The organism is Clostridium sp. BL-8 (assembly GCF_002006495.1).
Lineage (GTDB): Bacteria > Bacillota > Clostridia > Clostridiales > Clostridiaceae > Clostridium.
Genome location: NZ_LZZL01000058.1, coordinates 17335 through 40026 on the forward strand (window position 1 = coordinate 17335; position 22692 = coordinate 40026).

The following is a 22692-nucleotide window of genomic DNA, read 5'->3' on the forward strand; positions in this document are numbered from 1 at the left end:
ATATAAGTTCCGTTAAAGAGTTTATATTAAAGATTTTGTTTTGGCATTCTTGCAAACAATAGTGATGTAATTTCATTATCACAACTTATATAAAAGTTTTTATAAGAAAATCAACTTGTTATTTGTGAAATAAGATATGTGAAATAAAATAACAAGTTGACTAGATAACATGCATATATATTAATGTTAATAAATTATTTTTAAGTTATAGCTTGAGTAAAAATCTTATTTTAATAGTATAGATAAACAATTTATAAATTTAACTTATACATTAGCTTGATTCATGTGATATCAATAATAATTTCTGGTGTATAAGTATATTTCTTGTTTTGGATATCTATAGACGTCACAAATTTAATTAACAAATTAATAAATATATAATGAGGTAAAGAAATGAAGCTTAATCGTAAGAACAAGGTGAATAATAATAGTAATATCAATAAAGCACGAATCAGTATACTATTTATTGTAGTTGCATTATTAGTTATTACAGGAGGTTTAGTAGTCGCACAAAGATTTTCAACAGATAAGCAAAGCGTACAAGCTATTACAGATAACTCAGTACAAAGTCAAGATAAGGACGCAGCTAAAGACAGTAATGATAATTCAATAGACAAAGAAAGTGATAGTAATGTGGAAAATGTTGCGTATTTAGAGAAATATATAGAGCAGCAAGTAAAAGGGCAAACGCCAGACGGGGCAGATGGCAAAAAAGTTGCTTACCTAACCTTTGATGATGGACCATCAGAAACAGTGACACCACAAATATTAGATATTCTTAAGTCTGAAAATGTAAATGCAACCTTTTTTTTAATAGGAAAATATGTGGACAAAGATGATGCTAGTAAGGATCTAGTTAAAAGAGAAGTGGCAGAAGGTAATGCAGTAGGTATTCATTCTTATACACATGATTATAATTATTTATTTCCAAATGGAAAGATAAGCTTGGAAAATTGTATGTCTGATTTTAATAAAACAGATAAAGCCTTAAAAGATGTTTTAGGACAAGACTTCTCAACAAGAGCTATAAGATTTCCAGGAGGGCAGATGACTTGGAGTAAGAAAGATCCAAAAGGAGCAGAGGCGGTGGATGAAGCTTTGCATGAGAAAGACTGGCATCAAATTGATTGGAATGCATTATCAGGAGATGCAGAAGACGGGGGACATAAAAATGCAGCCCAGCTTACTCAGGAAGCTATAAAAACCATAGGGAATAGAGAAAAGGCGTTAATATTAATGCATGATACTTATGGAAAAGAAGAAACTGCAAAGGCTTTACCTGCAATAATAGAATACTTAAAGCAGAAAGGCTACGAATTTAAAATTATTAAATAAAGCTAAAGTAAATATGCAGGTCAGGTAAATCATAAATTACTGATAAAAATTATGGTTTACCTGTATATATAGCATAAGAATATGGAATTATGATTTCGCTATCGATAACCTTGTAATTTGTATTCTCTACAGGATTTAAATCATTAATTAAGTTCATTCCAATAGTATAAAGCATTTCAGCTGCAATATCTGGATCTTGAACGACAGTCCCAGTCATAATACCTTTATCAATTAAATTGATAGCTTCTGGCAGTCCGTCTATTCCAAATACAGGTATATGTTTAGATTGATCGCCTGTGTTATATCCATATTTTTGTAGTGCTTCAATAGCACCTATGGCCATAGCATCATTATTGGATATTATTGCTTCAATAGTCCCATTATATTTGAGAAATAATTGTTCAAAGGAATCTTTAGCAAGTTCTTTCGTCCAATTAGCATCTATTATACCTAGACTCTCAGTTTTTATTCCTGAATCATTAAGTGTGGAAATGACATATTTACTTCTATCAATTGTTTGTGGATCATCAACCTCACCTTTTAATAAAACATATTGTAGTATGTTATCACCATTTTTATCTAAAGCTTTCCTATTGCTATTCCATAAGTCAGCAATAATTTTTCCTTGGGTGCTGCCAGCTTTTTTGGAATCTGGTAGTACAAAAGCTGCTTTACTATATAATGGGGAGACTTTTTTTACTGTATCTTGCGGAATATTCATAATAATTACTGGAATATTTTCTTTCTTAATATTAGAAATAATATTTTCTACAGTATCCTCTTTTTTATTTGCTAAATTTAATATAATTAAATCAAAATTTTTTTTAAGAACGGAGTCTATTATTTCATTTTGTATAGCTATATTATTTTTGGCATCGTAAAATGTAAAATTGATATCATTATGTTTTTCCTGAATGTTCTTTAAGCTTTCTTTAAGTCTCATCATATAGGGGTCATCACCTCTATGAATTACCACTGCAACATTATATATTTTTCTATTATTATTTATAGCCGAATAGGCAAATCTACTAATATTACTAATAGACGGTGGTATAAAGGCAATAAACATAACTAGAATAAATGTAATTATTTTTATTATTATTTTCATTATAATACCCCTAAATCTATATAAGAATTAAAAAATATATATATAGTTTATATAGAAATAGAAACTTTATTCTGTATTGATAGAATAATTTAACTGTATTATATAATTAAGAAAACCATAGAGAAATATTAATCTCTATGGAGTTTCACTTGAATTATTGGGAATTTTGCAAAAGGAGTTCATGGTGTAACTACTTTTATTTTAATATACGATTTTAAATAGAATAATCTAGCCTAAAGTATGTGAGATTTTATTGAAAGCATAATCCATTGCGCTTTCGAGGTTTGAATTATTTTTACCAGCACCTTGAGCCTGGAATGGGCTTCCGCCACCTTTACCATCAATAAGAGATATAGAATCCTTTAAAAGCTCATTCATTTTTATTTCACTAATATCCTTAGAGCAAGCGAAGAGCAGATTAACTTTGTCATCAGATTTTACAGCCATTAAAGCTATTGTACGCTGATTTTCAATAAGTTTTGAAGTAAGATTGCTTACATACTTTAAGTTTTCTCCATCAAATATTTGTTTTATAAGTCTAATATCATTTACTTTAGCAGCATTTTCAAGGATTTCTTTAACTTGATATTTAGCTAATAAAGCATTAAGGCTTTTATTCAGTTCATTGGCTGCGCGAAGGTTTTCGTTTAAGTTCTTAATACCATTTATGGCCTCATCTTCATTGCAATTTAGGTATTTGCAAATAGAATTTTGGAACTCATCTTTTTTAAAGGAATCAGAAACCGCACGTTCCCCAGCTAAAAATTCTATTCTAGTTCCTTCTTTGTGCTTTGTAAATCTCTTTATTTTAATAAGTCTTAAGTCTTGAGTTGATGCAGGGTGAAGACCACAGCAGGCATTTATATCAAAATCACCTATTTTGACAATTCTAATATCTTCTTCAGTATTTGGAAGGGCACGTCTTAAGCTTAACTTTTTTAGTTCACTTTTAGTAGGAATAAAAGATTCAACAGTTAAAGCATCGCCTATTATTTTATTTGCAAGCTTTTCAGCCTGGCGAACCTGCTCTTCAGATAAAATACCATAAATATCAACAGTACTTATATCAGAACCTAAATGTATAGCAAAGGTGTTAGCATTAAAAAGATTAAAGAAAGCTCCAGAAAGTACATGCTGACCTAAATGTTGATGCATACCGTCTAATCTTCTATCCCAATCAATTACACATTTAACCTTATGTATTTTTATGGGTTTCTTTTCAACTACATGATAAACAATTTCATTTTTTTCATAAACATCAAGAACCGCATGCTCTCCTATAGATCCAAGATCACAAGACTGCCCGCCGCCGCCTGGGAAAAATGCAGTTTGATCTAAAACAACATGAAATTTACCATCAACTTCCTTTATGTCAACAATTTCAGCAGTAAAATCCTTAAGATATCGATTATCATAATAAATTTTTTCCATATGTAAACTAGCCTCCTAAATTTATTTATTCTAAACTCGTTTGTAGAAACATATTTATATTAGGTACAATCAAATAAATAACAAGTCTATCTGACAGCATACGCGGCTTTTGGAATTGTTATTTATTTGTGATTGTGCCCTGAGATCCTAATTTGAGCTTTTAGAATAATTTAATAATATTATTATAGCAGATAAAAATACTGCCTGTTGAAATTCATCACTATTTTTAAGCTTATTCTTGCTTAAGTTACAAGTAATAAATCGAGTTTTTGATTTGTTCATCTATATACTCTTATTTGATATTAAGATCTCCGCTTACTGTGTTAATATTTATAAGAGAACTCTCATCTCCAGAAGTTAGCCTGTTATTTGGTGAACTTAAGTCTCCTGAAACTGTTTCATAATTTATTTTGTATCCAAAGCCATTAGGTATAGATAAGATAACGGAACCGGAATGAGTACGTATAGACATGTTGTTTAAAGAGTTTATAAATTGTAAATTAATATCTCCAGAGGAAGTGCTTCCAGTTATTATTCCAAGATTACCACTTCCATTAATATCGCCAGAAGAAGAAGTTAATTTAGTTTCTGACGATGTCTTTGTATTATTGAAATATATATCCCCACTAGAAGTATTAAAATTTAAATAAGTTAAATTTAAGTTGGAAGCTTTTATGCTTCCACTGGCAGAAGAAACATTTAAGGTATTCAAAGATAAATTCGAGATATTTACATCACCACTGCTTGTAACAATTTTTAATGCCCCTCTATCTTGAAACTTTTTAGGAACATTTACTAAGATAGTGGAATCATTTGGCGTATAATATCGAGCATCAAGAATTAATTTATTATTACTTTCAGTTTCATATAATTCATTAGAGGTAGTATTGTGACTCTTTATTTGAACATTTAAAGTATCTCCATCATAATTAATAACTTTAACGTCTTGGGAATTTAAATTAAAATCAATTTCATTAATGTTATCACTAATAGTGTAATCTTTTGAGGTAGAAGTAGCATTGAAGTCAAAGTTAAATTTATTAAGATTAAAATTATATTTAAAATCTTTAGGGTTTATATTAAGTTCATCTGCATAATCAGAAAGCTTATATCCACTTTGAACTAAAACAATGCATCCAGAAGCATAAAGTGCTACAGATAGTAGTAATAATACAAGCATAAATATTTTTATTTTGAAAGGAATTAACGCCTTCTTCATCATAATGCATCTCCCTTGCTTTTAAGTGAATGATAAATTTTGATTAGTATCTTTACAAAAAACTTGCAGAGGTAATAAAATAGAAGTATAAATAATATCGATAATGAAATTGATCCTAGGGAAAATAATACCACTACGGGGTATGGAAAGTCTGTAATAAATGCCGGTAAATTAGGAAGTCCAACAATGCTCGTAAAGGTTCCACCGATCAACACTCCTATGCTTGCAGCAAAAATGCCTATAGCTGCGCCAAAAAGTCCAATAATACAGCCAATGACTCCAGTTATGACTGGAAATAGAATTATTAGAGACAAAATTGCAATGCAGAGTTTTAATATAGTATTTACATTAAAACGCAATTTTTTAGTACCATAATTTTTATTTGAAAAATTATTTGCGAAAGTACCTGAATTTTTATTATAATTGAAATTGCTATTATAATCATTTGATTTACTATTATTTTCGGTTCTGTCTTCTGTATAATCAGTAGTGAAGAGATTAGTGGTTTTAAAATCATTAGATTTATTATGAGCATCCATATTTTTATTTTTTGCAAAAGTCGGATCATCGACGTTGGAATCTTTTATATTGATATTATCTGTAGTATAATTTGGAGTAGTAAGAGTTAAATCTTCATTTCTATATTTATGAATTATTAAATTAGGGTCACCTAATTCATTTATTATTTCATTTTCTGTTTTTCCAGCAGCTAATCCAAGGGTAAAAATATTATCATAGAAAGAAATAATATCCTGTAAATTTTTTTCGGGTATGTCCTTTAGACCGTCCATTAGAATATTAAAAAATTCGTTTTGTGTCACTAAAGTAGACCTCCTTTATTTTTAGTGAAAATATGAAAATAGTGTTCTATCGTTTTCGTCCTCTAGTAAATTTTTAATGGTATGATTGATGAATTATCATTTTGATTTAAAGAACTAAGTTTCTGATTAAAAGTATATGATAGGAATAAACATACTACAATACATCAACAGTGAGTTTAATATTTAATTAAGGTATTATATTCGGAATTTAACAAAGAATTAAGAAATTATTAAGTTCTTCTATAATAGTCTATTAATGTACAAGTAGATTTAAAATATCTACAATAAACTGAATTTTGGATATAGATAGTATAATTTGTGAATAATATTGTGGATAAATTGTAAATTTATATAGTGAAAAGGTTAGGCAAAGCTAGTAATGTACAAGGGTTGTTCATAGTGTTAATAACTGTGTGAGAGCTGTGGATAACCTAGGTCAAGTTATAAATTAGAAGTAAAGTTTATATTGTTATAATTTAAGTTTTTAATGAAAAATGATGATATTTGAATATATTGATATTAATTTGTAGAAAAGTTTTTCTAGCAAATTTACTTTAAAAAAATTTATAATATTATAGTTATAAACAATATCCACACATTTGTGGAAAAAAACTGTGGATAATGTGGATAAAAAAGTGGATATTAATTTAAAGGTGGTGATAAAAAGAAATATTTAGATTATTAATTCTCATAAATATAGCTTTAAAACATAAAAGTATGCATAATTGAAAAAAATTATTATATAGTGAAATGTATTATTTATAGAAGTTTGATAGATAATTCACGGGGAGAGGAGAAATTATGGCAAATAATAAAGAAACTAAATTTGTTCCACAGATAAAAGGTACTCTAAGAAATCATGTGATAGAAGTTCCTTCAGTTATAAGAAATTGTGGAGGGATTAAGATTTTTGGGAAAAGGATAAAATCATTGCTTTTTAGTACTGATGTTGCATTAATAAGAAATACTAATGCAGATGCAATTATTGCAGTATATCCATTTACACCTCAGCCACTAATAACACAAGCCCTTGTAATGGCAGCAGATGTTCCAGTATTTTGCGGCGTTGGTGGTGGAATAACCCAAGGAAAGAGAGTTGTAAATTTGGCTATGGATGCTGAATTTAAAGGAGCAATGGGAGTAGTAGTAAATGCTCCTACAAGTAACGAAATTGTTAGTAAAATTAGAGCAACCATAGATATACCAGTTATAGTAACTGTGATTTCAGAAGATGAAGATATTGCTAAACGCATTGAAGCTGGTGCAACTATATTAAATGTCTCAGGAGGAAGAAAGACAGCAAGTATTGTTAGAAATATTAGGAATAGGTTTCCGGAGTTCCCTATAATAGCTACTGGTGGACCTACGGATGAATCAATAAACGAAACAATTCAAGCTGGAGCTAATGCTATCACTTATACACCACCAACTTCAGCAAGCATTATGGGCGATCTTATGGATGAATACAGAAAAGAATAAAATTGAATTTGGCAGGCAAAAATAATTCTTTTTATACTATTTAACTTTAGTAAGATGGCCTATTATAAAAGTTATCAGCAGATTTTATTTTAATATAATTTTCTAAAGAATAAAAAAATAGTTGCTTTAAAAAGAATTTATGGTATCATATTTGTTATAGTTTAATATTATGGTACTATGATAAAAAAGCTATAGTAATATAGATTTAAGAATGTTAAATGAAATTAATATAATAATATGACCTGGGGTAGAGGCGCCGTAATAAAGAGTAAGTATAAGGAGTTTGCAGACTGTGATTTATACTGAAAGGTATTATGGCCGAAGAAATAAATTATTGCAGAGATTTATTTCTGGGTGCTCATAAAATATGTGAGTAACTGTCACGAAAAGTGTTGAGCTACAAGGTGCTTTTTTCAGCCAACAATAATAAAGTTTGGCGATTAACAATTTAAGCAGAAATGATGGAGATTTTATAAAAGTAAATTCAAAAAATTTATTAAAATCTATTCGTATAATAAATTGATAATTAATGAAAAATATTGCACGCAGCAATAATATAATCTACCACTCGTCACAGACATATTCTGTGACGTTTGTTTTTTAATAAGAGCAAGGCATATTCAAAAAATAACAAGTCATTATGTTAGGTATATGGAAAAAATAACTAGCTTTAATATATAGATGGATCCACTTTTTATTTTTTTGATAATACCTTAATCAATGTATATTTCTTTTCAACATAGAGATGAAATCAAAATAAGTAATATTTAAATTTTGGGGGGCAATCAAATGAAATTATTTGGAACAATGAAGGTACAAGATAATCAGCTAGCAATTGGAGGCGTTTTTGCTAAAGATTTAGTGAAAGAGTATGGAAGTCCACTATATGTATTTGATGAAGCTTTAATAAGAGAATACTGTAACGATTATAGAAAGTATTTTAAATGTGAAGAAAATAACAATAGAGTGGCCTTTGCCGGCAAAGCATTTTTAACAGTTCAAATGTGTAAATTATTAAAGGAAGAAAATATGAGTTTAGATGTGGTTTCAGGGGGAGAATTATATACTGCATATAAGGCTGGATTTCCACTTGAAAGAGTAATGTTTCATGGGAATAATAAGACTTTAGATGAAATTGAGCTTGGTGTTAAATTAGGCGTAGGAAATTTCGTTGTTGATAATTATTATGAAATGGAAGCGCTAAATGATGCAGCTAAGGAATGTAATAAAGTACAAAATATTTACCTTAGAATAACACCGGGAATTGAGGCCCATACTCATGATTATATAAAGACAGGACAAATCGATTCTAAATTCGGTTTTGCACCAGTTGGAACTGTTATAGAGGATGCAATAAAAAAAGCAATAAGTTTTGAGCACATAAATCTTGCAGGTATACATTGCCATATTGGTTCACAAATTTTTGAATTAGAACCATATGAAGATGCTGTAGAAATAATGTTAGAACTTGTAAGAAAGACTAAGGAAAACCTTGGATATTTAATAAAAGAAGTAGATTTTGGTGGAGGCTTCGGAGTATATTATACAGAAGAAGATAAACCAAAGGCTACGGAAGAATATTGCAGCGTAATAATTAACAAAGTTGAAGAAGTTTGTGGAAGAACTGGACAAGAAAGACCAATTCTTACAATAGAACCGGGGAGAAGTATTGTAGCGAATGCAGGTCTTACTTTGTACACTGTAGGTTCAATTAAGGAAATTCCAAGTGTTAGAAAATATGTTTCAGTAGATGGGGGCATGAATGATAATATAAGACCGGCTCTTTATAATGCTGAGTATGAGTGCGTTGTTGCAAATAGAATTCAAGGTTCTGCAGATGAAACTGTAACTATATCGGGGAAATGCTGTGAATCAGGAGATATATTATTAGAAAATGTTAAGCTTCCACCAGTTGAAAGTGGCGATATTTTGGCTGTTATGACCACAGGAGCTTATGGTTATTCTATGTCAAGTAATTATAATAAAATACCAAGACCAGCAGTTGTTATGGTTAAAGACAATTCGGCAAGGCTTATCTGCAGAAGAGAATCTTATGAAGATTTACTAAAAAATGATGTTGAATAGTAAATTTTATTAGAAAAAAGAGTATAAGTTTAAAAAAAATTAATAGGTATGCACCAATTTTAAATATTGGTGCATATTTTTATTTAAATAATTTTAATAATTTACAAAAAACAAATGATAAAAATATGTTTTTTGATAAATAATTCGTGCAATAATATAATATAAACAAATTGTTTGAAAATTAACAACTTGTAAATATTTTTAAGAGTAAAATATGGTATACTAAAACTATATATTGCAATTGACAATTAACAATACAGAATTAACAATGAAGGATGAAGATCCTAAAGATATTCATGAAGAATATCATCCAAAATTGACAATTGTCAATTGTACATTGTCAATTATATTGGAGGAAATGTTGTGGCAGAAAACAAAGAAAATCAAACATTAAGTGATAAGAAAACTAAAAAAAAGTCAATAATAAGAGAATGGATAATAGATATAGTAATTATCGCATCTATAGCAGTTCTAATTTGGAGGTTCGTAGGATATGGTGTTTGGATCACAAGTGGATCTATGATACCTACACTGCAAATTAAGGATAGATTAATTGTTGAAAGAGTATATAATCCCCAGAACTTAAAAGAGGGAGAGATTGTATTATTTAAAAATGATGAATTTCCAGGAGATATTTTAATAAAAAGATTAATAGGGCTTCCTGGGGACAAGATAGAAATTAAAAATGGTGTTGTCTTTAGAAATGGAGAAAAGCTTGAAGAGGATTATGTAAAGAATAATGAATATATCAGTGGCGTTTATGATGTTCCAGAAGGCAAATATTTCTTTTTAGGTGATAATAGAGCTAATTCTGATGACTCAAGGCATTGGAAAAATCCTTATGTTGATGCATCATATATAGAGGCAAAGGCTGTAATGAGATATTATCCAATAAAAAACTTTGAAATATTTAAATAACATAGTTAAAATATAGATTAAACAAAGCAATTTTAAGGGAGAACGTTAATGAGAGAAAATGATGATATTATGGAATCAAAAGATGTAGATTCAAACAGATTAGAAACCACCGCCAGTGTAGAAGAAATAGATAGTGAAAAAAAAGAGGAAACAGCATCTAAAAAAGGTATTATAGGGGCTTTTTTATCAAAAGGTGGATTCTTTAGAGAATGGATAATTCCAATTATAGCAGCTATAGGAATAGCGATCTTAATAAATAAGTTTTTAGTATATAATGTTTATATACCAAGTGAATCTATGGTTCCAACTTTAAATGTTGGTGATAAATTAATGGTAACTAGAATATATGATACCAGCAAAATCAATCGTGGAGATATAATTGTTTTTTACTCAGATGAACTTGGTGAAACACTTATAAAGAGAGCAATAGGGCTTCCAGGCGATCATATTGTGATACATAATGGTATTGTTAATGTAAATGGTGAAGATATTAAGGAAGATTATGTGAAGAATAATGAAAATTTTAATGGTGTTTATGATGTACCTAAAGGTAAATTTTTCTTTTTAGGTGATAATAGAATAAACTCATATGATGCTAGAAAGTGGATTAATCCATATATAGATGCATCAGATATACAGGGAAAAGCTAGAATTAAATTTTATCCTTTTAAAGACTTTGGAAATTTGCATTAAAAAATGGTTTAATTAATCTTGAATTAATTTATATTTATGAAAAGAGGATGTTAAGTGAATGAAAGGTATATAATAGATAGAATAGAAGATAAATTTGCAATTGTTGAAAAGGAAAATGGAGACATGTATAAAATATCTGTTAATAGTATTAGAGGGAATTTTGAAGAAGGAGATATTTTAATAAATAAGGATGAATATTTTGAAATAGATAAAAGTTTCACATTAAACCGAAAAAAAGAAATGAATGAAATTATGAAAGATATGTGGAAAGAGTGATCTGATCGATAAATATTGCTAGAATTTGAAAAGAAAGTTACGTAAGGAAAGGTGATTAGATGCAAGATAATAATAAAAACAGTAAAAAGAAGAATAATAAAAATTCGTTTACTATAGCGATTACTTATTTTTTAATAGCTTTTGCATTTTTAATGGCATTTAACTATGCAAGAGATGAGGCTACAAATAAAGAAATTACTTATAATGAATTCTTAAAGATGCTAGATAATAAGGAGATTTCAAAAGTTACAATAACTAATGATAATTTAATAATAACACCAAGTGAAGATAATACAGAGTATAAGGGAAAAACTTTATACACAGCAAACGTAGGTGATCAGACATTAATAGATAAGTTAAATACAGCAGGAATTGATTTTACAGGTAAAAACCCTAAAGAAAGTCCTATTATGAATATTGCTCTTTCTTGGATATTACCAATGGTACTTATATTCTTCATGTGGAGATTCCTATTTTCTAAAATGGGAGGCGGCGGAGGCGGTGTCATGGGCATCGGTAAGAATAACGCCAAGGTCTACATGGAAAGTGAAATAAAAGTAACATTTGATGATGTGGCAGGTCAGGAAGAAGCAAAAGAATCATTAAAAGAAGTAATAGATTTCCTAAATGCGCCGGCTAAGTATACTGAAATAGGAGCAAAGTTGCCTAAAGGTGTTTTACTTGTAGGACCTCCGGGAACAGGTAAGACTCTTATTGCTAAAGCTGTGGCAGGAGAAGCTAGAGTACCATTTTTCTCGCTTTCAGGTTCAAGCTTTGTTGAAATGTTTGTTGGAGTTGGAGCTTCAAGAGTTAGAGAATTATTTAAAGATGCAGTCGCAAAAGCACCATGTATTATATTTATAGATGAAATTGATGCAATTGGTAAAAGCAGAGACAATCAAATGCAGAGTAATGACGAAAGAGAACAGACCTTAAACCAATTGCTTTCAGAAATGGATGGATTTGATTCATCTAAAGGGGTTGTTCTATTAGGAGCTACAAATAGACCTGAAATACTTGATAAAGCTCTATTAAGGCCAGGTAGATTTGATAGAAGAGTTATTGTAGACAGACCAGATTTTAAAGGAAGAGAAGCAATACTTCACGTTCATGCTAAAGATGTAATTTTAGGTAGTGATGTTGACTTAAAAGAAATTGCCAAAAGTACTCCAGGTGCTGTAGGAGCTGATCTTGCAAACATAATTAATGAAGGTGCTTTAAGGGCCGTAAGAAGAAGAAGAAAAACTGTTCTTCAAGAAGACTTAAGAGAAGCAGTTGAAGTTATAATTGCAGGTAAAGAAAAGAAAGATAGAATTTTATCACCAAAGGAAAGAGAAGTAGTAGCTTTCCACGAAGTAGGGCATGCACTTGTTGCAGCAATGCTTAAAGGAGCAGATCCAGTACATAAAATAACAATAGTACCTAGAACTATGGGTGCATTAGGTTATACTATGCAATTGCCGGAAGAAGAAAAGTACCTAACTTCTAAGGAAGAGTTAATTAATCAGATAACCGTAATGCTAGGTGGTAGATCTGCTGAAGAGGAAGTGTTTGATCTTGTTTCTACTGGGGCTTCAAATGATATAGAAAGAGCTACAGCTCAGGCAAGAAGTATGGTTTCAATCTATGGTATGTCTGATAGATTTGATATGATGGCTTTGGAATCAGTACAAAATAGATATTTAGATGGTAGAGCCGTTAGAAATTGTAGTGAAGAGACTTCAACTGTTTTAGATGAAGAAACACTTAGAATAATAAGAGATGCTCATAAAAACGCTAGACAAATTCTTAGAGATAATAGAGATTTACTGGATAAGATTTCAGAAGTACTTTTAGAAAAAGAAACAATATTCGGAGAAGAATTCTTTGATTTAGTGTATGAAAAATATCCAGAAGTGAAAGAAGAACGAGAAAAAGAAAAGTCAGAGCATGAAAAGAAAGTTAAGGAATTAGAAGAAAGAAGAGCTAAAAAACATTCCTTAGATGTTATTATTGATGATGATGCTAAGAAGGATGAAGGAAAAACTGAAGAAGCTTTGGAAATAAAAGAAGAACCAACTATGTTAGAAAACATAAGCATAGGTGATAATGAGGAAGTTGAAAATTCAGTTACAAAAGAAGCTGATGAAGCAGATAATAATAAAACAGATGAATTTTAAAAAATATTTAAATTAAAATTTAATGCACAATGGAGGTAAAACTAAACCTAGTTTTTAACCACACATTGTGCATTTTAGACTTATAAATTAACGAATTAAAATGTACAATTAACATTTAAAAAGGTATAATGTAATTTCTAATTATAAATTCGCATAGAAAAATTATAACTCTTAAACTAGTATTGCAAAGTTAAGTAAGTTATATTAATAATCACTTGCGAATTTTAACAGTAAGCATGTAACTATAAAATACAAACTTAACTGTAAATTCCCCACAGGGTACCCTAAAGGGCATGAACTGTAAGTTTAACTGCAAATTGTGAACTGTAAACTGAATTAAAGGCGGGGTGTTAATAATGAATAAAGAAGTAGATTTTTTAAGAGAAGAAGATAAACTAAATGAAATTTTAGATATATTAAATAAGGAAATATTAAATTATTTAGAAAAGAGGAAAAGTGTTACAAATTACATCCTCGAAGCTAGAAAAAAATATGTTGAAGAATATAAGGATGATGAAGATCAAATTATAGATTACTTTGACCATGAAAACTATGTTAAAGAAGAAGCTTATAAGACAATTGATAAAAGGCTTATGGAGTTTACTAAGCTTAAAGAAGTGCCTTACTTTGGAAAAGTTACCTTTAAAGAAGATGAGGATATACCAGAAGAAATTTATGTAGGCAGATATGGCTTGACTCTAGAGAAGAGTTTTGAACCATTAATAGTTGATTGGAGAGCACCTATTGCAGCACTATTTTATAAAGGAACTCTTGGAAAAGCAAGCTATAATCCACCATCAGGAGAAATAGATGTAGATATATTATCAAGAAAACAGCTTATAATTAAAAAAGGAGAACTAAAGGGCATATTTGATTCAGCTATAGATGTTAAAGATGAAATACTACAAATGGTCTTAACTGAAAATTCTTCTGAGAAACTTAAGGATATAGTTATGACTATCCAAAAGGAGCAGGATGAGATAATAAGAGAAGATAGGAATAAAGTAATTGTTGTAAATGGTGTTGCAGGATCAGGAAAGACAACTATTGCGCTTCATAGAATCTCTTATTTACTTTACAATTTTAGAAAGCAGTTTGGCGATAAGGTATTGATTTTTGGACCTAATGATATTTTCATGGATTATATAGCTCAAGTACTGCCAACACTTGGTGAGAGTAATATAAAGCAGACTACTTTTGAGAATTTTGCGTTAAAGGAGCTTGGATTAAAACATGAAGATATAAAGAGCTTTGGAAGTTATATTGAAGATGCTATGAGTGGAAATCAAGCAGCTTTAGAAGAATATAAATACAAAAGTTCTAAAGAGTTTGTAAACTTATTGGATTTAAGTATAGAAGCTTTAAATAAAGAGTATTTTAAAATAGAAGCAGTTAAATTCAAAGGTATAGAAATTGTTTCAGTTAAAGAAATAATTGAATTATTTGATGTATATTATAAAGATATGCCTTTATTTAGAAGAAGTGAAAAGATAAAGAGGATACTCACATCAAAAATTAAGGATAAAAGAGATGAAGAATTCTATAAGCTTAATGCGGAGTTTAAAGAAAAGATAAATAGTTTGTCTGAAGAGGAATTAAAGACAGAAAAAAATCACTTAGAATATTTAAAGAAAATTAAAATAAGAGAAATTATAAGAGAAGTTATGAAGTCTCGTGATGAATTAGATTCTTGGATTAACCATGAAACAATTATGGATATCTATAAGAAAGTCATAAATGAGGGAAGAGAAGGCAAAGGCTTAGAAGCTTTAGATAGTTATGCATCAGAAGAAAATCAAGACAAATTAGGATACATGGATTTGGCAGGAATTTTATATTTAATGGTTAAATTAAAAGGATTGAAGGTAAAGGATGAAATAAAACATATTGTAATTGATGAGGCACAGGATTACAGCTTTATACAATTTGAAATAATTAAAGAAATAACAGGCTGTATTAGCTATACAATAGTTGGAGACTCTAATCAAAGGTTAATAAAAACTGACGAAGATGTGGCAATGCTTCATTTAGATGATGTTTTTAAAGATTCTAATGTTGAAGTCAAAAGCTATGATTTGAATAAGAGTTATAGATCAACTCAGGAAATAATGGAGTATTCAAATAAATTCCTAGATGAAGATAAAATTGTTCCCCTAGTTAGAAGAGGAGAGCCTGTTATTGAAGAAGAAGTTTCAAATGATGAAGAGTTTGTGAATACTATTGTTTCTATAATAGAGGACTACGAAGAAGAGGGTTATGAAAATATAGCAGTAATCTTCAAAGGTAAAAAAGAATTAAATACATTTGCGGGTCTAATTAAAGAAAAGGTACAGTTACAAAACCTTGATAATGAGGACATCATTTATAAAGGCGGAAAGGTACTTATACCAGCTTATTTAGCAAAAGGATTGGAATTTGACGGGGTAATATTTATAGAAGAAGAGGAAGTTCAACCTTTAGTTAAATACATTATATGTACGAGAGCACTTCACAGATTATCTTTAATTAAGTATTCAAAATAAAAAAGGTTTCTTCTTTGAACTAGACTTATGTGGTAACTTACCGAAATCACATACATTTTTATTTCACAGGACTTATGAAATTTTCGCTGGAAAGTTCAAAATGTGAGCATGTATCCATTTTTGCATGCTCCCGGAACAAGTCCGTGACAAGCAGTAAATGGAACAAGCTTTAGAGGAAACTAGACTCACGTTCGTTCGCTGAGTGCTCACAGAGTAAGCGACCATCATCAAATCACAGATTTGAGATGTCTGCTTAACTGATTCACACAAAATCATAGATTTTGGTTCTCTACTTAAGGACTTTCATCAGCTTAATTTCAAATGCCTGTTTCACAAAAATGCATGTGACTTCTGGTATAGTGTACACAAAAGTTTAGTAAGTATGGAGAATTATTTTATATATACTGAAATAATAAAAATATATTTAAGAAGCTTATTATTAAGGTAAATCCGTGGATATGGATGGAGAAAAATAACTTTAACATATATATTGATTTATAAGGTGATTGAGGCGTGCAGCTACAACCATCTTTTAATATTTAGAAAAGTATAAAAATTCTTGATCTTGAATTTATAATATGCATAATTGTAACGCTAATTGTGTATGATTTCCAGCGTTTTCTTAAGATGCTTATAAGAGTTACTAAAAGGCTATAGTAATTAATTATAAAATATAGAAGAATGCCAGTGAAAAAATTTAAATAAGTAAAAGCCCCTAAATTAAGTATATGTAAAGCTATCGACGATACATAAATAATATGAAAATATATATAATATATAGGGAAAATTAAATTTTATTTTATAAAAATTAAATTTTTTGCTGTATAACTATTGAATAAATATAACAAACTGTGTATAATTATGCTATCGGTTAAAGAAGGAAATAATTTGTGGAGGTATTTATTTATGAAAAAAGGAATAATAAAGAAAATAGCAGCGGTTCTAGCTGTGTCTACTATAGCAATAAGTATGATAGGATGCGGAAGTACTAGTAGTACAAAAAAAGATGGTGCTGCATCTAGCACTTCATCATTAGATGCAATAAAAGCAAAAGGAAAACTTGTGATAGGAACAAGTGCTGATTTTCCACCTTATGAATTTCATACAAATAAAGATGGCAAAGATGAGATTGTTGGGATAGATATTGATATAGCAAAAGAAGTCGCAAAAGATTTAGGAGTAGAGCTTGAAGTAAAAGATATGGACTTTGATGGATTGCTTGTGGCACTTCAAGCAAATAAGGTAGATATGGTATTTTCAGGAATGACACCAAAGCCAGAAAGAAAAGAAAATGCTGATTTCTCAGATATTTATTATGAAGTAACCCAAACATATATTACTAGAAAAGCTGACGCAGATAAAATTAAGTCTGAAGATGACTTGAAAAATTTAAGAATTGGTGTACAAAAGAGTTCAGTACAAGAAGATTTGGCAAAAGATAAATTCGATGCAGCAAACATCAAATCACTAACAAAAGTAACTGATTTAATGCTAGATTTAAAAAATAATAAAGTAGATGCTGTTCTATTAGAGAGTCCAATAGCTGAATTTAATGCGAAGAAAAATGATGATTTAGCAGTATCATCTATAAACTTTAAAGATGATGAAGGTGGATATGCTATTGCAATGCCAAAGAATTCACCTGAATTAGTAAGTAGTGTAAATAAAACTATACAAAGATTAAAAGATGAAAAGAAAATTGATGATTTTGCAGCAAATGCAGCTAGTTTAGTTGAATAATGAATGATAATATATATATTGCAATAAAAATTACATTTGTGATGCTTACAGGCTAAGTAAACATAATATAGAATGCAGAAAATTATTTGCAGTATATATTATGAATTTGAATAAAAATTAAGATGCCAATTAGCAATTATACTTAAAAAGTTATAATTGCTATATTGGCACTTATTAAGTTGAAAACACATTAAAAGAATTAGGAGGCAAGAGTTTGAATTTTTCGTTTTTGCATAAGTATCAAGATTATTTTTTAAGAGGTGCTGTGGTAACAATAATATTATCATTTTTTGCAGTATTTATTGGGACAATATTAGGACTTTTATTAACCTTATTAAGGCGCACAAATATTAGACCAATAAGATTTGTATTAAATCAATTTGGAATTGACTGTAAAGAAAGTAATAATCCATTTATAAAATTTTTGGTGGATGGAAATCCAATAAAATTTATTGCAAGTGTTTATATAGAATTTGTCAGAGGAACACCTCTTTTAGTACAGATATATATAATTTATATAGGTGTGCCATCACTATTAGGAATTAATATTCCAGATATGATAGTAGCAGCGATTGCTTTATTCTTAAATTCAGCAGCATATGTAGCAGAAATAATAAGAGCGGGAATAGAAGCTGTAGATAAAGGTCAAATGGAAGCAGCAAGGAGCCTTGGGATGAACGGAAGACGAGCTATGTTATATATAATAATCCCACAAGCTTTTAAAAATATATTACCGGCACTAGGAAATGAATTTATTGCTATAATTAAAGATTCATCAATGGTTTCTGTTATTGGAGTAGCAGAACTAATGTATAATGCCAATACTGTAAGAGGAAGTATAGCATTAGGATTGGAACCAGTAATAGTTGCGGCAATGATTTATTTTGTCATAACATTTACTTTAACAAGAATTCTAGGAATTGTTGAGAGGAGAATGAAGGCAAGTGATATACGTTAAGAATTTATATAAAAGCTTTGGTAAAAATGAAGTTTTAAGAGGTATAGATGAACATATTAGTAAAGGTGAAGTTGTAGTTGTTATTGGGCCATCAGGTTCAGGAAAAAGTACATTTCTAAGATGTATTAATTTGTTGGAGACTCCTACATCAGGTCAAATTACTTTTGAAGATAAAGATATAACAGCTAAAACTACTAACATAGATAAAGTAAGAGAAAAGATGGGAATGGTATTTCAACACTTTAATTTATTTCCACACAAGACTGTATGTGAAAATATTTGTTTAGCTCCAATTAAAGTAAAAGGCTTATCAAAAGAAGAAGCTAGGAAAATAGCAGTTTCTTTATTAGAAAAAGTAGGTTTAATAGATAAAATCGATGCATACCCAGCTTCACTATCAGGAGGACAAAAACAAAGAATTGCAATAGCTAGAGCACTTGCAATGCAGCCAGATGTTATGTTATTTGATGAACCAACATCAGCGTTAGATCCTGAAATGGTAGGTGAAGTTTTAAATGTAATGAAGGATCTTGCAAAAGAAGGTATGACAATGGTAATAGTTACACATGAAATGGGCTTTGCAAGAGAAGTTGGAGATAGAATACTGTTTATGGATGGCGGAAAAATAATAGAATCAGGAACTCCGGAAGAAGTATTCAAAAATCCCCAAAATTCACGTACAATAGACTTTTTATCAAAGGTTTTATAGAAGTGTTATCACGTATTATAAATTAAGTACAACATAAACTTATATATATGAATATGCGATTTCTTTGTCTGGATGTATATGTAAGTGATTAGATGTGTAAATTTTAGTACGGTATAGAAAATGTATGCCTATAGGAAGATGTAAAAAGGGATTAATTGTAAGATTGTATATAAAATTATAGATGATTTGATATATAACGTTGTGATCAAAAAAGATTTTGGGAAATTTAAAGATATAGACATTTATATAAAGATTTACTAAATACTTATTATAATATTAAATTTTAAAACCCAGCAGTAAGAAGAGGTTGCTTAGTGAACTGCTCCCTGTCAAGTAGACAGGGTAAATAATAAAAAATTATGCTGTTAAGGTATGATTCCGATATTCAATTGGAGCCATGCCTTTTAATTTTTTCTGTAATCTTTTTGTATTATAAAATTCTATATATTCATAAATAGCTTGTTCAAGACTTTCATATGTGTGAAATTTATTTAGGTAATACATCTCAGACTTTAATATACCCCAAAATCCTTCCATTGGACCATTATCGATACAACGCCCAATTCTTGACATACTTTGAGTCGCTTTTATTTTGTTTAATTTATCTTTAAATATTTTATTAGTATATTGAAATCCTCGATCACTATGAAATAATGGCTTCGCTTCCGGATTAGAAGCGATAGCTTTATCTAATGTATCAAAAACTAACTGATTATTATTTGAGGTACCCAATACATACGAAACAATACTATTGTCATATAAATCTAAAATTGCACTTAAATATGCCTTTTTTCCATTTGTAATTTTAAATTCTGTTACATCTGTTAACCACTTACAATTGGGATTATTTGAATTAAATTCTCTGTTTAACTTATTGTTAGCTGTAATTTGAGGTGTACTTTTAATATACTTTTTTCGCTTCTTACGAATGACGGATTTGAGATTCATAGATTTCATAAGTCTATAAATACGTTTGTAGTTATAGTTTGAATTAAACCTTTTATTTAAGTTTAATGTTATTCTTCTATAACCATAGATACCTTTTACTTCATTATAAATATTTATAATTTCTGTCTTAATAATTGAATTTTCTTTCATTCGAGAAGTTTTCGAATTATTTAGCCATTTATAATAAGATGAACGTGCAATATTTGCACATCTACATAATTCTGAAATAGAATATCCTAGCTTGCTTAATTCTTGTGTTGTCATATATTTAGATTCCTGCTTTACACTTGATTTATCTACCTCCTTTCTATTTCCTCTAATTTTCTTAGGAAATCATTCTCCATCTTTAGCTTTCTGTTTTCAGCTTTTAATAATTTTAATTCTAAAGAATATCTTTCTGATTCATCTAATTCCTCAAGTGTTTTATGTTGTCCTCGTCTATCGACAAGAGCGGAATAGCCATTTTCTCTATATTTTTTAATCTATGAATAAACTTGCTGGTACGATACATTAAATTTATCAGCAGCCAATTTATAATCGTCCGCGTTAGCAATACAAAATGATACAATTTCCATTCGTTCTTCATATGTAGTTTTTCTACCTTTGTTCATAGCAGCAGCCCCTTTGACACTATAATATGAATTTATAGTATCACAAGTATTCTGCTTTATCCATTTTCTAAGAATGCTGTGAGATGAAATATTATACCGAATACAAATGTCTCTTAATGATCCATTTGCATTGCGGAAATCATTTATTGCTCTAGTTTTTATTTCATCAGAATATTTAGTGTTTATTCTTTCAATAAGTAACCCTTTAATTCCAAATAGTTTGTACTTGCGCACCCATTCTTGAATGGTGCTATAGTTTATATCTAATTCATAGGTTATCTGAGACATAGTTTTTAAACCTACTAAATACTCTTGAACAACTTTAACTTTAATTTCAGATGATACTTTTGACGTTCTACCCAAAATAAAATACCCCCTTTATAGAAACAGTTTTTTTATTTTAACTGTCTATTATAAAGGGAGCATATCATACTACTGGGTTTTAAAATTTAATACTGAGGGAGTCTATATGTAAAATTTTTATTTTTATATTGCTACTATACGGGGTCAGAGAAAGTTTGTGTTAAATAAATTAACAATGATTTTAGAGTTAATTTTAAATTCTAGTTGTAAATGGGTATATATAGTTCTGTTAAAATATATTGATTTTAGATATTAATTATTTTGATTTTAATCACAGAAAATAAAATATTATCAAAATAATGTTTTGTAATACTGAAACTAATAATGAAAATACAATATACACATGTTTGATGAAAAGTCAATATTACTATCATAAAATGCATGATTAATGGTATAAAAGTAATTTTTGAAAAAGGTAAGAATTGATATAATATATTTTCTTTTTATGCATAATTTTGTATGTTTAGAGTGAAATTTATTTACATAATTATGAATTAATGATAATATTTGAATTATAAATTAATAGAAGGGTGGTATTAATATGGTAGAATTAACAATTAAAGAACAAATGAATTTAAAAGGTGGACAGGAGTACATTGTATATGATGAAACTACACGTGAAACATTCACATATGATAGTAAAGAGGCAGCTTTGAGAAAGTTTAATTATATTGAGAGACACACAGACGATATTGTTGTTGCAATAGGTTGGGATATTAATAGTTAATTTTATAATATTCTTGTATTAGGAATACCACGGGTTTTACCTGTGGTTTCTGAAAGTTTTTAGTTAAGAGCAAAAAGAAAACTTGATTGTAAAGTTATAGTGAGCTTGCTAACCAAAGCTATAAAATACAAGGATATGTGTTAGACAATTGACTTTAATTCGTGGTATATCTCAAAGGTAAGAATTTTTTAATGATTTTTGATAGACATACAACTATGAGATGTAAGTATTGCAATAGATAATTTTGGTGCAAGGAATATTTGGAGAAAGCTGTCTCTATTAAGAGTCAGCTTTTTCTAATGGAATTATCCAGTTAATTTAATTGTATAAATTATTATATTAATAGTAAGCAACTTTATGTAAAAGCTGACAATTATATAATATGATTATTTGGGAAGGCAGGATAAACATGGATATAATGAAAAAATATTATTGTATAAAACAACATGATATACAAGATTGTGGTCCAGCGTGCATTGCTACTATTGCAAGAAAATATGGATTAAAACTTTCTATTTCTAAGATAAGAGAAATCGCTGGAACAGATTCAGAAGGAACATCCGTTTATGGACTTGTGGAAGCTGCTAAAA

The 22692-nt window shown here is 29.2% G+C and carries 20 protein-coding genes, 1 pseudogene and 1 riboswitch; of the genes and pseudogenes, 14 read left to right on the plus strand and 7 right to left on the minus strand.

Annotated features, from left to right (window positions below; translation table 11 throughout):
- Nucleotides 1-393: 393 nt before the first annotated feature.
- Nucleotides 394-1335 (plus strand): polysaccharide deacetylase family protein, encoded by a 942-nt coding sequence (locus tag CLOBL_RS18355; RefSeq protein WP_077860353.1) that lies wholly within the window; start codon nucleotides 394-396, stop codon nucleotides 1333-1335.
- 49 nt (nucleotides 1336-1384) lie between these two features.
- On the opposite strand, the gene CLOBL_RS18360 is transcribed toward CLOBL_RS18355, so the two are convergent.
- The 5 genes from CLOBL_RS18360 to CLOBL_RS18375 all read right to left on the minus strand — a co-directional run bounded on the left by CLOBL_RS18360 (nucleotide 1385) and on the right by CLOBL_RS18375 (nucleotide 5914).
- Complete coding sequence (locus tag CLOBL_RS18360; protein ID WP_077860354.1) at nucleotides 1385-2443, minus strand: galactose ABC transporter substrate-binding protein; 1059 nt, start codon at nucleotides 2441-2443, stop codon at nucleotides 1385-1387.
- A 228-nt stretch (nucleotides 2444-2671) separates the two neighbouring features.
- A complete protein-coding gene (locus CLOBL_RS18365; protein WP_077860355.1) occupies nucleotides 2672-3874 on the minus strand; it encodes a DHHA1 domain-containing protein in 1203 nt (400 codons plus the stop codon).
- Between the two features lie 147 nt (nucleotides 3875-4021).
- Entirely contained in the window at nucleotides 4022-4156 is a 135-nt protein-coding gene (locus CLOBL_RS28995; RefSeq protein ID WP_278281343.1) for a hypothetical protein, read from the minus strand.
- Nucleotides 4157-4166: 10 nt separating this feature from the next.
- Nucleotides 4167-5096, minus strand: coding sequence for a DUF4097 family beta strand repeat-containing protein (locus CLOBL_RS18370; RefSeq protein ID WP_242953874.1), 930 nt, complete (start codon nucleotides 5094-5096; stop codon nucleotides 4167-4169).
- Complete coding sequence (locus CLOBL_RS18375; protein WP_077860356.1) at nucleotides 5093-5914, minus strand: DUF1700 domain-containing protein; 822 nt, start codon at nucleotides 5912-5914, stop codon at nucleotides 5093-5095. The genes CLOBL_RS18370 and CLOBL_RS18375 overlap by 4 nt, the downstream gene beginning before the upstream one ends.
- A gap of 801 nt (nucleotides 5915-6715) precedes the next feature.
- Here CLOBL_RS18375 and CLOBL_RS18380 point away from each other — a divergent pair.
- The 10 genes from CLOBL_RS18380 to CLOBL_RS18425 all read left to right on the plus strand — a co-directional run bounded on the left by CLOBL_RS18380 (nucleotide 6716) and on the right by CLOBL_RS18425 (nucleotide 19453).
- Nucleotides 6716-7393 (plus strand): hydrolase, encoded by a 678-nt coding sequence (locus CLOBL_RS18380; RefSeq protein WP_077860357.1) that lies wholly within the window; start codon nucleotides 6716-6718, stop codon nucleotides 7391-7393.
- Nucleotides 7394-7633: 240 nt separating this feature from the next.
- Nucleotides 7634-7801: riboswitch (Lysine riboswitch) on the plus strand.
- 381 nt (nucleotides 7802-8182) lie between these two features.
- Nucleotides 8183-9478 (plus strand): diaminopimelate decarboxylase, encoded by a 1296-nt coding sequence (lysA, locus tag CLOBL_RS18385; protein ID WP_077860358.1) that lies wholly within the window; start codon nucleotides 8183-8185, stop codon nucleotides 9476-9478.
- A 363-nt stretch (nucleotides 9479-9841) separates the two neighbouring features.
- A complete protein-coding gene (gene lepB / locus CLOBL_RS18390) occupies nucleotides 9842-10396 on the plus strand; it encodes a signal peptidase I (RefSeq protein ID WP_077860359.1) in 555 nt (184 codons plus the stop codon).
- Between the two features lie 48 nt (nucleotides 10397-10444).
- The gene (lepB, locus tag CLOBL_RS18395; RefSeq protein ID WP_242953875.1) at nucleotides 10445-11089 is read left to right on the plus strand and encodes a signal peptidase I; all 645 of its coding nucleotides are present in this window, start codon (nucleotides 10445-10447) and stop codon (nucleotides 11087-11089) included.
- Between the two features lie 54 nt (nucleotides 11090-11143).
- Nucleotides 11144-11365 (plus strand): DUF3006 domain-containing protein, encoded by a 222-nt coding sequence (locus tag CLOBL_RS18400; protein ID WP_077860360.1) that lies wholly within the window; start codon nucleotides 11144-11146, stop codon nucleotides 11363-11365.
- A 59-nt stretch (nucleotides 11366-11424) separates the two neighbouring features.
- On the plus strand, nucleotides 11425-13524 hold the full coding sequence (gene ftsH / locus CLOBL_RS18405; RefSeq protein WP_077860361.1) for an ATP-dependent zinc metalloprotease FtsH: 2100 nt from the start codon (nucleotides 11425-11427) through the stop codon (nucleotides 13522-13524).
- Between the two features lie 356 nt (nucleotides 13525-13880).
- Complete coding sequence (gene helD / locus CLOBL_RS18410) at nucleotides 13881-16046, plus strand: RNA polymerase recycling motor HelD (RefSeq protein WP_077860362.1); 2166 nt, start codon at nucleotides 13881-13883, stop codon at nucleotides 16044-16046.
- 906 nt (nucleotides 16047-16952) lie between these two features.
- The gene (locus CLOBL_RS18415) at nucleotides 16953-17786 is read left to right on the plus strand and encodes an ABC transporter substrate-binding protein (protein ID WP_077860363.1); all 834 of its coding nucleotides are present in this window, start codon (nucleotides 16953-16955) and stop codon (nucleotides 17784-17786) included.
- A gap of 214 nt (nucleotides 17787-18000) precedes the next feature.
- Complete coding sequence (locus CLOBL_RS18420; RefSeq protein ID WP_077860364.1) at nucleotides 18001-18744, plus strand: amino acid ABC transporter permease; 744 nt, start codon at nucleotides 18001-18003, stop codon at nucleotides 18742-18744.
- The gene (locus tag CLOBL_RS18425) at nucleotides 18731-19453 is read left to right on the plus strand and encodes an amino acid ABC transporter ATP-binding protein (RefSeq protein WP_077860365.1); all 723 of its coding nucleotides are present in this window, start codon (nucleotides 18731-18733) and stop codon (nucleotides 19451-19453) included. Before CLOBL_RS18420 ends, CLOBL_RS18425 begins: the two co-directional genes overlap by 14 nt.
- A 357-nt stretch (nucleotides 19454-19810) precedes the next feature.
- On the opposite strand, the gene CLOBL_RS18430 is transcribed toward CLOBL_RS18425, so the two are convergent.
- Nucleotides 19811-20722, minus strand: coding sequence for an IS3 family transposase (locus CLOBL_RS18430; protein ID WP_278281344.1), 912 nt, complete (start codon nucleotides 20720-20722; stop codon nucleotides 19811-19813).
- A gap of 161 nt (nucleotides 20723-20883) precedes the next feature.
- Nucleotides 20884-21375, minus strand: a complete 492-nt coding sequence (locus CLOBL_RS27595) for a helix-turn-helix domain-containing protein (RefSeq protein WP_143323888.1) — start codon at nucleotides 21373-21375, stop codon at nucleotides 20884-20886.
- A gap of 541 nt (nucleotides 21376-21916) precedes the next feature.
- On the opposite strand from CLOBL_RS27595, the gene CLOBL_RS18440 reads away from it, so the two are divergent.
- The 3 genes and pseudogenes from CLOBL_RS18440 to CLOBL_RS18445 all read left to right on the plus strand — a co-directional run.
- Nucleotides 21917-22102: a hypothetical protein gene (locus CLOBL_RS18440; RefSeq protein ID WP_077860367.1), complete on the plus strand. Its 186-nt coding sequence runs from the start codon at nucleotides 21917-21919 to the stop codon at nucleotides 22100-22102.
- Nucleotides 22103-22260: 158 nt separating this feature from the next.
- Nucleotides 22261-22341: pseudogene (locus CLOBL_RS28600) on the plus strand (IS200/IS605 family transposase); the annotation flags it as partial.
- Nucleotides 22342-22511: 170 nt separating this feature from the next.
- Nucleotides 22512-22692 (plus strand): cysteine peptidase family C39 domain-containing protein (locus CLOBL_RS18445; protein WP_207652367.1); only part of this gene is annotated, 181 nt, incomplete at its 3' end.

What these genes read in the sequence shown, in the direction of transcription:
- CLOBL_RS18355 (WP_077860353.1), top strand. Translation starts at nt 394, where the DNA reads ATGAAGCTTAATCGTAAGAACAAGGTGAATAATAATAGTAATATCAAT.
- CLOBL_RS18360 (WP_077860354.1), bottom strand. Translation starts at nt 2,443, where the DNA reads ATGAAAATAATAATAAAAATAATTACATTTATTCTAGTTATGTTTATT.
- CLOBL_RS18365 (WP_077860355.1), bottom strand. Translation starts at nt 3,874, where the DNA reads ATGGAAAAAATTTATTATGATAATCGATATCTTAAGGATTTTACTGCT.
- CLOBL_RS28995 (WP_278281343.1), bottom strand. Translation starts at nt 4,156, where the DNA reads ATGAACAAATCAAAAACTCGATTTATTACTTGTAACTTAAGCAAGAAT.
- CLOBL_RS18370 (WP_242953874.1), bottom strand. Translation starts at nt 5,096, where the DNA reads ATGATGAAGAAGGCGTTAATTCCTTTCAAAATAAAAATATTTATGCTT.
- CLOBL_RS18380 (WP_077860357.1), top strand. Translation starts at nt 6,716, where the DNA reads ATGGCAAATAATAAAGAAACTAAATTTGTTCCACAGATAAAAGGTACT.
- lysA (WP_077860358.1), top strand. Translation starts at nt 8,183, where the DNA reads ATGAAATTATTTGGAACAATGAAGGTACAAGATAATCAGCTAGCAATT.
- lepB (WP_242953875.1), top strand. Translation starts at nt 10,445, where the DNA reads ATGAGAGAAAATGATGATATTATGGAATCAAAAGATGTAGATTCAAAC.
- ftsH (WP_077860361.1), top strand. Translation starts at nt 11,425, where the DNA reads ATGCAAGATAATAATAAAAACAGTAAAAAGAAGAATAATAAAAATTCG.
- helD (WP_077860362.1), top strand. Translation starts at nt 13,881, where the DNA reads ATGAATAAAGAAGTAGATTTTTTAAGAGAAGAAGATAAACTAAATGAA.
- CLOBL_RS18415 (WP_077860363.1), top strand. Translation starts at nt 16,953, where the DNA reads ATGAAAAAAGGAATAATAAAGAAAATAGCAGCGGTTCTAGCTGTGTCT.
- CLOBL_RS18440 (WP_077860367.1), top strand. Translation starts at nt 21,917, where the DNA reads ATGGTAGAATTAACAATTAAAGAACAAATGAATTTAAAAGGTGGACAG.